At 69.9% G+C, this 13,281-nt stretch carries 13 protein-coding genes and 1 tRNA gene; 3 read left to right on the forward strand and 11 right to left on the reverse strand.

Going from position 1 to position 13,281, the window contains the following annotated elements; genetic code table 11:
• Positions 1-86 precede the first annotated feature (86 nt).
• Together AB0I77_RS29780 and AB0I77_RS29785 are read right to left on the reverse strand one after the other, a co-directional pair.
• Entirely contained in the window at positions 87-644 is a 558-nt protein-coding gene (locus AB0I77_RS29780) for a hypothetical protein (protein ID WP_363285823.1), read from the reverse strand.
• Between the two features lie 88 nt (positions 645-732).
• The gene (locus AB0I77_RS29785; protein ID WP_363285824.1) at positions 733-1,083 is read right to left on the reverse strand and encodes a metallopeptidase family protein; all 351 of its coding nucleotides are present in this window, start codon (positions 1,081-1,083) and stop codon (positions 733-735) included.
• An 85-nt stretch (positions 1,084-1,168) separates the two neighbouring features.
• On the opposite strand from AB0I77_RS29785, the gene AB0I77_RS29790 reads away from it, so the two are divergent.
• The gene (locus AB0I77_RS29790; RefSeq protein ID WP_363285825.1) at positions 1,169-2,782 is read left to right on the forward strand and encodes a metallophosphoesterase; all 1,614 of its coding nucleotides are present in this window, start codon (positions 1,169-1,171) and stop codon (positions 2,780-2,782) included.
• Between the two features lie 80 nt (positions 2,783-2,862).
• A tRNA-Glu gene (locus AB0I77_RS29795) sits at positions 2,863-2,935 on the forward strand.
• A 111-nt stretch (positions 2,936-3,046) separates the two neighbouring features.
• Here the strand turns inward: AB0I77_RS29795 and AB0I77_RS29800 are convergent.
• Together AB0I77_RS29800 and AB0I77_RS29805 are read right to left on the reverse strand one after the other, a co-directional pair.
• On the reverse strand, positions 3,047-4,165 hold the full coding sequence (locus AB0I77_RS29800; RefSeq protein ID WP_363285826.1) for a serine hydrolase domain-containing protein: 1,119 nt from the start codon (positions 4,163-4,165) through the stop codon (positions 3,047-3,049).
• 155 nt (positions 4,166-4,320) lie between these two features.
• Positions 4,321-5,334 carry a sugar ABC transporter substrate-binding protein gene (locus tag AB0I77_RS29805; RefSeq protein ID WP_363285827.1) on the reverse strand — a complete coding sequence of 338 codons (1,014 nt, stop codon included), beginning with the start codon at positions 5,332-5,334 and terminating at the stop codon, positions 4,321-4,323.
• 188 nt (positions 5,335-5,522) lie between these two features.
• On the opposite strand from AB0I77_RS29805, the gene AB0I77_RS29810 reads away from it, so the two are divergent.
• On the forward strand, positions 5,523-6,521 hold the full coding sequence (locus AB0I77_RS29810) for a LacI family DNA-binding transcriptional regulator (RefSeq protein WP_363285828.1): 999 nt from the start codon (positions 5,523-5,525) through the stop codon (positions 6,519-6,521).
• Between the two features lie 488 nt (positions 6,522-7,009).
• Here AB0I77_RS29810 and AB0I77_RS29815 read toward each other — a convergent pair whose 3' ends face one another.
• The 7 genes from AB0I77_RS29815 to AB0I77_RS29845 form a co-directional block, all read right to left on the reverse strand.
• Positions 7,010-7,573 (reverse strand): helix-turn-helix domain-containing protein, encoded by a 564-nt coding sequence (locus AB0I77_RS29815; protein WP_363285829.1) that lies wholly within the window; start codon positions 7,571-7,573, stop codon positions 7,010-7,012.
• A gap of 575 nt (positions 7,574-8,148) precedes the next feature.
• Positions 8,149-9,159 carry an alpha/beta hydrolase gene (locus AB0I77_RS29820; RefSeq protein ID WP_363285830.1) on the reverse strand — a complete coding sequence of 337 codons (1,011 nt, stop codon included), beginning with the start codon at positions 9,157-9,159 and terminating at the stop codon, positions 8,149-8,151.
• A 187-nt stretch (positions 9,160-9,346) separates the two neighbouring features.
• Positions 9,347-10,006 (reverse strand): response regulator transcription factor, encoded by a 660-nt coding sequence (locus AB0I77_RS29825; RefSeq protein ID WP_363285831.1) that lies wholly within the window; start codon positions 10,004-10,006, stop codon positions 9,347-9,349.
• Entirely contained in the window at positions 10,003-10,188 is a 186-nt protein-coding gene (locus AB0I77_RS29830; protein WP_363285832.1) for a hypothetical protein, read from the reverse strand. The genes AB0I77_RS29825 and AB0I77_RS29830 overlap by 4 nt, the downstream gene beginning before the upstream one ends.
• Positions 10,189-10,307: 119 nt before the next feature.
• Positions 10,308-11,486, reverse strand: a complete 1,179-nt coding sequence (locus tag AB0I77_RS29835) for a low temperature requirement protein A (protein WP_363285833.1) — start codon at positions 11,484-11,486, stop codon at positions 10,308-10,310.
• 36 nt (positions 11,487-11,522) lie between these two features.
• Positions 11,523-12,374, reverse strand: coding sequence for an alpha/beta hydrolase (locus tag AB0I77_RS29840; RefSeq protein ID WP_363285834.1), 852 nt, complete (start codon positions 12,372-12,374; stop codon positions 11,523-11,525).
• A gap of 29 nt (positions 12,375-12,403) precedes the next feature.
• Positions 12,404-13,222, reverse strand: a complete 819-nt coding sequence (locus AB0I77_RS29845; protein WP_363285835.1) for an oxidoreductase — start codon at positions 13,220-13,222, stop codon at positions 12,404-12,406.
• Between the last annotated feature and the right edge of the window lie 59 nt (positions 13,223-13,281).

The following is a 13,281-nucleotide window of genomic DNA, read 5'->3' on the forward strand; positions in this document are numbered from 1 at the left end:
TGGTCAAACGATCTATTACCATACGCACCCCCTCCCCCTAAAGGCAAACCGACCCCCATCACCGCAGGTCAGCAGCGCATTCCGGGTTACGCCGGCGACCCCGCCGCCGGTGCCGGCTCCCGCTGGGCCAGCTGCGGTCCGGCCGGTTCGTGGGCCGACGAGGACGGCTCCGCGACCGTCGGAGTCGGCGTGGGCGACGCGGGCGGCGGGGTGGGTGTCGGCTCGGGCTCGGCCGTTCGGGTAGGGCTGGGCTGCTCCTCGGTCGGCGTGGGCACCCCCGGCTCCACGGGCTTCCCCGGCCGGCCCTTGCCGGCCTTGCCTCCCTCGTCGTCCGCCGGGGCGGACACACCGGGCTGCGCCGACGAGGACGCCGAAGGCGACGCGGAGGAGCCCTCCTTGCCCTTCTTGCCCTTCTTGTGCTTGCCGTGCCCGTGCTTGCCGTCACCGACCGCCGCGCCGGCTCCGGGCCCGCCGCCCGACACCTCCGCCCCGCCGTCGGGCACCTCACCGCCCCGCTGCCCGGCGGAGCGCGACGGCTTGGCGCTCCCCCCGTCGTCGTCCTCGCCCACGCTCATGCAGCCGGCGGCAGCGGCGACGGCCATGACCGTGGCGGCCAGACGGACGGGTACGTACAAGGGGCGCACGAGCAGCCACCTCCGGTGGAGGGCGAGGGAGTCAACCTCTCCAACTCCCGCCGCCCACAAGAGGACACGCGCCCCGTATCGACCAGGCTCACCCGTACCCGAGCGTGTGCAGCCGGGCGTCGTCGATCCCGAAGTGGTGCGCGATCTCATGCACCACCGTCACCTCGGTCTCCTCGACGACCTCCTCCCGCGACGCGCACATCCGCAGCGTCGGCCCCCGGTAGATCGTGATCCGGTCCGGCAGCACCCCGGCGTACCACTCGCCCCGGTCGGTCAACGGCGTCCCCTCGTAGAGCCCGAGCAGCTCGGGATCGTCCGTCGGGGGCTCGTCCTCGACGAACACCGCGACGTTGTCCATCAGCCGCGTCAACTCCGGCGGAATCCGGTCCAGCGCCTCGGCCACCAGTTCTTCGAACTCCTCGCGCGTCATCTCCAGCACAGGGCCATTGTCCGGCACGCGGCAGCCGTATGAGAGTCATGAGCACACCCGCATATCGACGCGCGGACTTGGGCATACGGGACCAATGGCCCGCGTCCCCGTCGCAGTCCGGAACGTCGTGAACCCCCTACGCAGGACCTCGCGCACCCTGGCCCGCCGCCGCGCACGCGGCCACACCCCGCCCCCGCCCGTCGAACTCGTCCCCCAGCCCCACCCCTGGACGCGGGCCTGCGGCCTCGTCGCCGTCGTCGTCCTCGGCGCCTGGCTCGGTCTCCTGATCGTCGGCAACGTGCGGACCCCGGTCGGCCCCATGAACACGACGATGACCCTGCGCCCGTCGCTCACCGGCGGCACGAAGATCAACGTCTCGCCGCTCGGGGCGCTGCAACTGGACAGCCACCACGCCCCCGTCCGCCTGGACGTCAACGTCGACCAGCTCGACCCGGTCCGCTCCCAGGCCCTGGTCGACCACCCCGAACGCCTCTCGGGCCTCCAGGACGAGGTCGGCCGGGACGTCGAACACGGCACCCTGGACCTGGCCGTACGCTCCTGCGTCGCCGTCGTCTCGGGCGCCACCGCCCTCGGCCTCGCGGTCTACCGCCGCCCCCGCCGGGCCCTGGCGGCCGGCGGCCTGGCGCTGACCCTGCTGGTCGCCTCCGGAGGAACGGCGTACGCCACCTGGAACCCGGAGTCGATCCTGGAGCCGAAGTTCTCCGGCCTGCTGTCCTCCGCACCCTCCCTGGTCGGCAACGCGCGCAGCATCGTCACGGAATTCGACGTCTACCAGAAGGAGTTGGCCCGCCTGGTGACCAACGTGACAAAGCTGTACGACGCCACGTCCACGCTCCCCACCTACGCACCCGACCCGTCCACCATCCGCGTCCTGCACGTCTCCGACATCCACCTCAACCCGGCGAGCTGGAAGATCATCGCCTCGCTGGTGGACCAGTACAAGGTGGACGTGATCGTCGACTCCGGCGACACGATGGACCACGGCTCGGCGGCCGAGAACGGCTTTCTGGACCCGATCGAGGACCTCGGTGCCCCCTACGTCTGGGTCCGGGGCAACCACGACTCCCGGACCACCCAGCGCTACCTGGAAGGCCTGAAGAACGTCCACGTCCTGGACGACGGCCGCGCCGAGACCATCGAGGGCCTGCGCTTCGCCGGCATCGGCGACCCTCAATTCACCCCCGACCGCGCCGACAAACCCGGCGCCGAGGAGTCCCAGGAGCGGGCGGGCGCCCGGCTGGCCGCCGCGCTGCGCGCCCAGGACGCCGCCGGCACACCGGTCGACGTCGCCATCGCCCACGAACCGTCGGCGGCCCGCCTGGTCGACGGCGAGGTCCCGCTGGTCCTGGCCGGCCATCTCCACCACAACGAGATGGAGATCATGAAGAACGGCACCCGGCTGCGCATCGAGGGCTCGACGGGCGGCAGCGGCCTGCGCGCGATCGAGGGCAAGTATCCCGACCCCATCGAGGCGTCGATCCTCTATATGGACCGCGCCACCCGCCATCTCCAGGCCTGGGACGAGATCAAGCTCGGCGGCCTGGGCCTGACGACGGCCGAGGTCAGCCGCCACCTCCCCCAGGAGAACCAGCCCGGAGCGACCCCGTCGCCCTCACCGGCCTCTCCCACCCAGTCCCCCACCCGTTCCTCCACCCAGTCCCCCACTCCGTCCACCACGGCTCCGTAAACCGTTTTGGCGATACCTCCCGGCATCCCATATGCTTCTCACGTCCCCGACGCGCCGCGAGGCGCCCAGGCGGGCCGATAGCCCTCATCGTCTAGCGGCCTAGGACGCCGCCCTTTCAAGGCGGTAGCACGGGTTCGAATCCCGTTGGGGGCACTTCACAGATTTTCGTGCGATCGGCGGCATCCTGCGGTGGTGGGGTGACCGCCGTTTCGTGTGTAGCCCTTGGTACTGCATCGACGCTCCGGTCGACCGCACCTGAGCCGATCATTCGGTCGTGCCGCGGCCGGATGCGTTCAGACAGTGCCTCGCCGCCGCGACGAGTGTGAGGGCCGCGGCACTCGCTCCGCCGACGGGCGGGCTGACGTTGGTGGTGAAGGCCATGCCGACGCAGAACCGGGGATCGGCCAGCGCGAGCGAGCCGGCGTGTCCGTCATGGCCGTACGAGGCCGGGCCGAGCAGGGGAAGACGAGCCGTGGGCCTTTGGACTCCGGAACCGAAGTGGGACGGCTCGCCGAGGACCTCGTCGAGCCCGATCGAGCGGGTGCGGGCGAGGGCGGCACTGCTCTCGGCGTCCAGCAGGCGTACGTCGTCAACCGGTCCGACGGCCGCGGCATACAGCCGTGCCAGGTCGCGGGCACCGGCGACCAGGTTGGTCGCGGGCCAGGTCGCTGCGAGAACATCCGGCTGGTTGAAGACCGAGGGGTCATCGAGCAGTCCGAGGCCGACGGCGTCGAAGAGCAGCCCTGCGCGCGCCGACTGCAGCGGGGTGCGCATCGGGGGGCGTGTCCGCAGCGGTAGCACGTCGTGGTTGTCCGACGGCGGAACCCCGAGAGCGAGGCCGAGACCGAGCGGTTGCCGGATGTGTGCGTCGATGTAATCGGCGACGCTGATGCCCAGGGCCCGCCGGAAGACGCCGTCGAGCAGGGCGCCGTAGGTAATGGCGTGGTAGCCGTGCTTCGTCCCTGGTTCCCAGTGGGGTTCCTGTCGCTCCAGGGCGGGTTCGAGCCTGCCGGCCAGGTGGTCTTCCACGGTGAGCTCCTGGTCGACCAGGGGCAGCCCCGCCTGGTGGCTGAGCACGTGGCGGGTGGTGATGCGGCGGGTCGCTGTCCGCCGCATGGCGGGCCAGACATCGCAGATCGGGGCATCGAGGTCGAGCTGTCCGTCAGCGTGCGCGTGCTGGGCGGCGATCGCCGAGACGCCCTTGGAGACGGAGAACAGCAGGTACCGGGCGTCGCCAGGGCCTCCGTACGACAGGTCTACGGCAGGATGCCCGTCCAGGTAGATCGCCAGGGCGGCGGCACCGCCTCCCTGTTCCGCGACGACTCGCGCGAACACATCGGCGAGGGCTTCGAACGGGGCCCGGGCCCAGCCTTCCACCCGCATCGCATCAGCTCCGGTCCGGCCCGTAGCTCTCCCGTGCGGCTGGTGCGCCGGCTCTCGGGTGACTGAGGTGGCCGAGTCGTCCGCGGCGACGGAACCGGTGGGGCCGGGGACCGGCGGTGCGGTCACCGCCGGCGCCGACCGCCGGTCCAGGCTCATCAACGGGTGCCCCTCGCGGCGAACTGGGCGATCTGGTCGACGTTGGACTTGTCGACGAAGGCGGGGCCGGTCAGGATCGCCTGTTCACCGCCGCCCATGTAGTTGCCGTTGTTCTTGTACAGCCACAGCGAGTCGATCGCCAGGTAGCCCTGGAGGTAGGGCTGCTGGTCGACCGCGAACTGGATCGCGCCCTCGCTGATGGCGCCGGTGAGGTCCTTGTTCAGGTCGAAGGTGGCGATCTTGGCCTTGCTGCCCGCCTCGGACACGGACTGCACGGCGGTCAGCGCGTACGAGGCGCCGAGGCTGACGACGTAGTCGATGGAGCGGTCCTGCTGCAGCTTGGCGGTGATCGTCGCCTTCACGGCAGGCATGTCGGTGCCGTTGACGTAGAGGTTCTCCGTCTTGCCCTGGAAGGTCTTCTTCACGCCGTCGCAGCGCTTGGTGAGGCCGATGTTGCCCTGCTCGGTGATGACGCAGACGGCCTTCTTCGCGCCGACCTCGTTCAGCTTCTTGCCGAACGCCTCGCCGGCGACGGTCTCGTCCTGACCGAAGAACTCCATCAGGCCGAGCTTCTTCCACTCGCTCACACCCGAGTTGAGGCCGACGACGGGGATACCCGCTGCCGTGGCCTTGTGTACGACGTCCTTCATGGCCTCGGGCTTGGCGAGCGTGATCGCGATGCCGTCGACCTTCTGATCGATGGCGTTCTGGACCAGGTTGGCCTGGTTGGCCGCGCTCGGGTCGCCGGAGTAGACGAGCCGGATGTTGTCCTTCGCGGCGGCCGCCTCGGCGCCCTTGCGGACGATGTCCCAGAAGGTGTCGCCGGGCCCTTGGTGGGTGATCATCGCGACCGTCAGACGGGGAGTGGTCGCCTTGCCCGCGGACAAGCCGCCGGCGCTTTGCTCGGCCTGCTTCCCGCCCGAACTGCTGGAGCAGCCGGCGAGGGCCAGTGCCGTGACCGTGGTCACGGTCACGAGGGAGGCGAATCTGCGCGGATGAGAAGAGCGGTGCATCTGTCTTGAACCTTACTGTCCGACAGAGAAAGGAAGAGAGGGAACCGTGCGGGCTCAGAACCTGAGGTCCTGGAGATCGCGTGGCTCGAGCGGCGTCGCGGCGCCGGAGGACGGCTTCTGTTGGAGCGCTCCAATGACCTAAACTTTGGAGCGCTCCAACGAGTACGTCAATAGGTCCGGGAGGTTGCGTGTCGGTAACGCTGGAGGATGTCGCGGCCCGAGCCGGCGTATCGCGGTCCCTGGCCAGCCTGGTGATGCGAAACGACCCCCGCGTCTCCGCACGGCGCCGGGAAGCGGTACTGAAGGCGGCGGCCGAGCTGGGCTACCGCCCCAACGCCCATGCCGCCCAGCTCGCCAGCCGACGCACCATGACGGTGGGGGTCGTCCTGGTGGAGCTGCGCAATCCCGTCTACACGGAGATCTTCACCGGCGTCCAGGAACAGGCCGAGAAGGCCGGCTACGGCGTGCTCCTCTCAGGCGGAGAACTTCTGACCGCGGACACCGAGCGACGGGCTGTCGACGGTTTGCTGGAGCACCGGGTGGACGGCATCGTCCTCGTCGGTCCCCGTCTGCCGTCGAAGGACCTGCGCGAGCTCGCCGGCCGCGTGCCCCTGGTCGTCGTGGGCCGTCATGTACAGGGCGTCGACTCGGTCGCGGTGGACACCCGGCACGGCACCCGCCTCGCCGTCGAACATCTCGTCGGACTCGGCCATGCGGACATCGCCCACATCGACGGCGGCAAGGGCCCTGGGGCTGAGAGCCACCGCCGGGCTTACCTCGACACCATGGAGCAGCACGGACTGTCCGCGTACAGCCGCATTGTCCGTGGCGACTACACCGAGCACGGCGGTAGGCGAGCAGCGGAGATCCTGCTGTCGAGTTCCCACCCTCCCACCGCGGTTTTCGCGGCCAACGACCTGTCCGCCCTCGGTGTCCTCGCGGCCCTCAAGCATCGAGGGATGAGTGCGCCGGAAGACCTCTCGCTGATCGGCTTCGACAACACGGTTCTCGCCCAGTTCGGCTATATCGACCTGACCACCATCGACACCCCCCGCCAAGACATGGGAGCGACCGCGGTGACCCTGCTGACCGCCCGGATCGAGGACACCGGTCGCCCAACCCACCCCGCGCAACTCGCTCCACGGCTCATCGTGCGCTCCACTACCGTCCCGCACCCCGGGGTGTAGCCCGCGCGGTACGCAGGGCGGCCAGGCTGCGGCAGGGAGCTATGCGCCCACGCTCCGCTACCACGACGGCCGCTTCCGGCTGATCGTCACGAAGGTGAGCGGCGACGGCAACCCGCTGTTCACGGCAACCGACACGGCCGGCCTCTGGTCCGACCCGGTCCGGCTGTCCGGGGGCGGTACGGCACCGACCCGGCCTGGTCTGGCCTGGCCTGGTCTGGTCTGGTCGGACCTGGTCTGGTCGGCCTGGTCTGGCGTGGGACGACGACGGCAACTGCTGGTGCACCACGGCGCCGCAGTCGCATCCGCATCGATCCCCACACCGGGAAGACATTGGTCCGCCGCGTCGGCTCTGGTAAGGGGCTCTGAATCGTTGGTGGTCTGCGGGACCGACGTCGACCGGCACCCGGTTGTGACGGCCGCCCATGCCTACACCGTGGAACGTCTGGGCCTGGTTGCCTCTGGCCGGTGGGTGTGGTCGCGCGTGGGGCTCAGTCGTGTGGTCCTGCGCCATGCAGGAGTGTGTCGATGACGAGGTTGGCCAGGGCGTCCGGGTCCTGGTCGCCATCGGGCCGGTTGATGGCCTCGCTGAGGAGGGCGATGTACACCTGCCGCGTCCACTTGAGGTCCGCGTCCGGCGCGATCAGTCCCTCGCCTTGTGCTCGGGCGAGGAGGCGGAGGGTGCGGGCGTTGATGTCGTCCCAGAGGGCGGCTGCGGTTTCGGTGTGGGGTGTGGCGTGGCCGAGGGTGAACCGCCAGGTGCTCTTGACCCGCAGGGTGTTCGCGGTCACCCGGTAGAGCGCGACGAGGGCGGGGGCTGCGTCGGGCCGGGCGTCTTCGATGGCCTCGATGAGCTGCTGCTTCGCGGAGACGGCGAGCGCCTCCAGGAGTGCCTGCCGGTTGGCGAACCGCCGGTGCACGGTGATTCGTGTCAGTCCCGCCGCCTCGGCGATCTGCTCCATGGAGGCGCCGGCGTCCTGGGCGAGGACCCGCTCGGCCGCCTCCAGAATCGCGCGCACACTGCGCTCGGCATCTGCCCGCAGTGCTCGGCCCATGTCTGTCTCCTGCCGCGTCGTCGTCGGTTCCTGCTTTCTTGTAGACGATACGTGAAAGCTACGACTCTTTCATTAACGGCTTCTCTAGTGTTGCATTTCTATCATTAGTTGATGCAGCGATGAAACCGATTGTGGAGACCAACGCCGGTATCGGCTCGGCGAGCGCCGCCGCCCTCTACCCGGAACTGCCCTGACGAGCAATCGTCTCGCCGAACCATGGTGCCGCTGTCGGCAAGACCGACAAGAGAGCCCTGCGCGCAGCCCTGCTGACCGCCCGGCTGTTGAGAGCGCTGACGGCGACGGTCGCCGCGAACTCGCGCTCGCTCTACTCGAAGTGACCGCTGCCGCCGCGCACATACAGTTCACCGACCTGCCCGACCTGCCCGACCGGCACGGGCCTGCCGTCTCCGTCCCGCAGCTCGACCTCGGCTCCGGGGCGCGGGCGCCCACAGTTGGTCAGAGGAACGCAAGGTGGCCACTGGTGTGCGTGGTCAATGTGCAGACGCGAGAAGATACGGCTGGTCCGACCAGGCCACGGGGTTACGGCAGGGCACCGCCGTGTGGCGGAGGGGCTGTCAGCGGTCGAGGAAGGTGTTCACTTCGGTGCCGAACTTGACGGCGTACTGGTAGAGGAAGCCGTGGCCGGCGTCCGGGTAGATGTGCAGTTGGGCGTTGGGGAGGTGCTTGGCCAGCAGGTGGGAGTTCTTGGCGGGCATGAGGATGTCGCTCTCGCCGTCGGCGACCAGGGTGGGCTGGAAGAGGGCCTTGAGGCGGACCAGCCTGGACTTGTCGGGGATGCCCCAGTCGGACCACCCGGTGAGCTGGTGGTCGCGGGTGGTGAGGCTGGAGGGGGCGTCGTGGTCGGTGGTGCGCCTGCCGAGGCGCTGCAGGAACTGCTTCCCCGCGGCCTGGCTGGTGGGAGTGTTCTTGAAGAAGAGGAAGAGGTAGTCCTCGGGGCCAGGGTTGTCCTTCAGTGTCCTTTGCAGGATGTCGGGGTCGGATGCGCGCTGGTCCACTCCGCCCTGGGGGCCCGTGGCGGCCAGGACGACGCGGCGGACCTGCCAGGGGCGGCGCAGGGCGACCTCCTGTGCGACTTCGCCGCCGAGGGAGAAGCCGAGCACGTCGTAGCGGGGCAGTTTGAGGGCGTCGATGAAGTCGATGGCGTCCAGGGCCATCTGCTGGACGGTGCTGGGGGTGGTGCCGGTGGAGCCGTCGACGCCGACGTTGTCGACGAGGACGACCTCGCGTTTGGCGGCGATGGTGTCGATGAGCTGCGGGTCCCAGCTGTCGAGGGTGCCGCGGAAGTGCTGCAGGAAGACCAGGGGCACGCTGCCGGGGCTGGGACGGCCGAAGCGGCGGTACTGGTAGGTGACGCCGTTGGCCGCTTTGACGCGCAGGTTGGGGGCGGTGCTGGCGCTCTCGGTGTTCTGCGTCTGGGTGGCCGAGTGTCGCGTGCCGCTGGATCTGTCGCCCACGGCATTGGCCAGGCTCGGTGCCGTGGCGGTGAGAGCCGCGACGACCGAGATGCCGGCCAGCGCCATCGCGGTGCGCCGGGAGATACGGGTACGTCGGTTGATTGAGGGCATGCCAATTCCTTGAGTCAGAGCCGGAGGATTGCCCCGGCGTGGTGAACTTGTCGTGCGCGGAAGCGGGGCTATTCCTGACCCGGCGACTTCGTCGAGCCGGGTCCGCCGCTGTGTAGATCTGAAGGCCCGCGGGGTCCGATCAGGCGGCGGCCAGGTCGTTGGGCGTCATCCTGGGCGCCCGCCTGGATCATCCGCCGGGGCGAACGAGTCCGCTCTCGTAGGCCACGACGACGGCCTGTATCCGGTCGCGGACGCGTAGTTTGGACAGGACGTGGGCCACGTGTGTCTTGACCGTGGTCTCGCCGAGGAACAGCTTCCCGGCGATCTCCGCGTTGTTCAGCCCGCGGGCGACCAGACCGAGCACCTCACGCTCCCGGTCGGAGAGGACGTCGAGGCGTTTGTCGGCGAGGGGGGCGACGGCGCCCGTGACGTACCGGTCGATCAACCGCCGCGTCACCGAAGGGGCGATCATCGTGTCGCCGCGCAGGACGCCGCGGATGGCGACGAGCAACTCGGCGGCCGGTGTGTCCTTGACGAGGAAGCCGCTCGCTCCCGCACACAGGGCCGCGTAGGCGTACTCGTCGCGGTCGCAGGCGGCGAGGACGAGCACTCGCGTGTCGGGCAGGGCGGCGCGCAATTGCGCGGTGACTGAGATGCCGTCCAGGCGCGGCAGTCGCACCTCCATGAGGACGAGGTCCGGGCGCAGCGTGAGTGCCAGCGCCACAGCTGTCTCGCCGTCACCGGCCTCGCCGACGACCGTGAGATCCGGCTGGCCGTCCACGACCATGCGCAGGCCGGCCCGCATCAACTCCTGGGCCTCGCAGATCAACACGTCGGCCTCCGTCATGGCGCCCCGCCCCCGGGCCGGGCCACCCGCTCCCGCACACCGGTCGACCCGTGCCCGAACGCTGCCCGGTCGGTGTTGCGGGCACCGGCGTGGACGGCGGCGCCACGGTTTGACGGCTCAGCGGCGAGCGCCAGGTGAAGGCCCCGGCCGGCTCCGGTGACGATGACGGTACTGGCGTACATGCCCATGAAATCCTCCCGGCGAATGGGGTGAACAGGGTGAATGGGAACGGGGCGCTGGTCTCACCGAACGGCCTGCCGATGTCCCTGCCGACGGGCAGGGTGGCCGCGGGTGCCGTAGGTCAGGTGTTCCTGTCAGTGACCTGGAGGCCTGAGGGGATCGGCCGCGCAGGCCCGTCACCCGCCGGACGGCGCTCTTCGACCATGACCAGGGCGACCACGATCGCGACGGCGATGACGGCCGCCAGGTACGCCGGGGCCGTCATCGTGACGGCGCAGCCGATGACCAGAGCGGACAGCGCGAGCAGCCGTGACCGGAGCAGGTCGTCGAACAAGGCTGCCCCGTGCCAGGTCTGCGCGCCGATATAGAGGGCAGGCCCGCCGAACAGCAGCAGGTTCGTGGTGATACCGGCGTGATGGACCGGGTGGGCGATGACGCGTTCGTCGCCCGCGGCGGCGGCGATCATCCCGGCGACGGAGACCATGAGGCTGTAGACGCCGCTGCGCCCGGCCCGTATGGGGTCCTCGGTCCGCTCGTAGTGGCGCACGATGTGCTCGGAGCGGCTGAAGAACAGCCAGAACAACGCGACCGTGCCGGTGAGCGCCACGCCGCTGGTCAGCAGGGTCATGGGCACGTACGGCGCGGCGGTGAGCGCTGTGCCGGTGGTCAGGATCGCCTCACCGAACGCGATGATCATGAAAAGGCGACCACGTTCCAGCAGGTGTCTGCCCGCGAAGCCGACCTGCCGGGAGTCCAGCCTGCGGCCGGGCAGGGGATGCGCCGTCCAGGTGCCCGCCAGCTCGATCAGGGTCGCCGCGGCCCACCAGACCAGCCGTGCGCCGCCGTCGGCCGCCGCGCCGGTCAGCCAGAAGGGGGCGGCCGCGGTGAACCAGACCAGGACGCGGCGCCAATGCTCCTGTTCACGCCGGTCGAGACCCACCCTGAGCAGCCACGCCGTCCGGCCCAGATGGATCAGCAGGAAGGTGACGACGAAGGCCCATCCGGCATCGCCGAAGGCGCGCGGGATGGCGGCGTTCATGAAGAGCCCCAGGAGCATGACCGTCAGCAGCATCCGGCGGGTCCGCGGGTCCTCGGCCGGGACGAGGGTGACCGCCCAGGTGGTGTAGGCCCATGCCGCGTAGACGGCGAGGTAGAGCACGAGCGTCTGGGCGGCGCCGGTCCATGTCGGGTGCGCCAACAGCTGATGTGACAGCTGGCCGATCGCGAAGACGTAGACCAGGTCGAAGAACAACTCCAGCGGCGTGACCTCCCGGCGCGCCGGAACGCTGGTCGACTGCACGACGAATCTCCTCGTTCGATGGTTTCGCGGTGGTGCTCAGTCGGCGAGGAAGGCCGTCACCTGGGCGGCGAAGTCCCTGGCGTGCTGGAAGAGGAAGGCGTGGCCGGCGTCGCTGTAGGCGACGAGGGTGGCGTCGGCGAGGTGATGGACGGCGGTGTAGGAGGCCAGGGCGGGGATCATCGCGTCCTGGATGCCGGTGGCGTACAGGACGGGCTGCTTGACGGTCGCCAGGTCCGCGCGCACCTGCTCGAAGGGGATCGCCGCGTCCTTCTGGATCGCGGCGATCTGGCCCATGGCCGCCGCCTCGGACACGTCGGGACGCCCAGTGGCCAGCCGGGTCGCCACCCGGGCGAGGTGCGCGTACCCGGCGGCGCGGCCGGTCTCCGTCTCGGGGAAGAACAGGAACACCAGGTCGTCCCCGGTGACCTCGGGCTTGGTCATGGTTGCCCCGACCTTCGGGTCCGGAGCGGGTGCGCCCGGCACCGTGCCGCCGGGGTTGGCGGCCGCCACGACCAGCTTGCGGACCAGGCCGGGCCGGGTGCGGGCGATGTGCTGGGCGACGGTGCCGCCCAGGGTCCAGCCGAGCAGGTCCACCTGCGCCGGGCCGAGGGCCTCGATGAACTCGACGGTGCCGTCGGCGAGTCCCTCCACGGAATCGCGCGGGGTGCCGGTGGTGTAGCCGGTGCCGACGTTGTCGAACACGATCACGTCGTGGGTGGCGGCGAGGTGGTCCAGGAACTCCGGGTCCCACCAGTCGAGGGTGCCCCTGACCCGGTTCAGCAGGACCAGCGGGATGCCGCCGCGCGGGCCGATGCGCCGATAGGTGAACGTCGCGGAGGGGCCTTCCACGGTGAGGTTCTCGGCCGTGTCTGCCAGATAGGTGCTCATGGCGCGCTTTCTGTGACGAGGGGTGGTTGTCAGGCGGCGGGCAGGTGGTTGAGCTTGCGCAGTTGCTGGTCGAACATGCGGGAGGGGACCATGCGGCGCATGGTGCGCACGCGTCCGGTGAGGGCGCCGGCGGTGTAGCGCAGCTTGGGCTTGGTGTCGGTGGCCGCCGCGACGATCTCCTTGGCGACGACGGCGGGGTCGTCGCCGTCCTTGACGGCACCGGCCATGTACTCCTCGAAGACGTGGCGCTGCTTGGCGTAGACGTCCAGGGGCCGGTCGGGGCGGACGCTGGCCGCGTCGAAGGCGGTGTTGGTCCAGGCGGGTTCGACGAGCAGGACTCGTACGCCGTACTCGCGGACCTCGTGGTCGACGGACTCGGAGTAGCCCTCGACGGCGTGCTTGGAGGCGGCGTAGACGGCCATGTAGGGCTGCGGCATGAAGCCGACGATGGACGAGAGGTTGATGATGCGTCCGCTGCCCGCCGCGCGCATGTGGGGCAGGACGGCGTTCGTCATGCGGATGACGCCGAAGACGTTGATGTCGAACAGGCCCTGGGCCTGCCCGGCGGAGGACTCCTCGGCGGCGCCCGCCGAGCCGATACCGGCGTTGTTGACCAGGACGTCGATCCGCCCGAACCGGTCGATCACCTCGCCGACCGCGGCGGTCACCGAGGCGTCGCTGGTCACGTCGAGGTCGAAGAAGGTCACGCCCTTGAGCGGGGTGACGTGCGCGGTGTTGCGGCTGGTGCCGACCACGTCGTAACCCGCCGCGGCCAGCGCGAGCGCGGCTGCCTTGCCGATACCGGAGGACGCACCCGTCACGAGGGCTACCGGACGTGTTGTCGCCATTGTGAGCTCCTGACTCATGGGATCGGGGCGATCCCCGATCGGTTGCTTGAATGTATCAG

This window comes from Streptomyces sp. NPDC050619 (assembly GCF_040654815.1).
Lineage (GTDB): Bacteria > Actinomycetota > Actinomycetes > Streptomycetales > Streptomycetaceae > Streptomyces.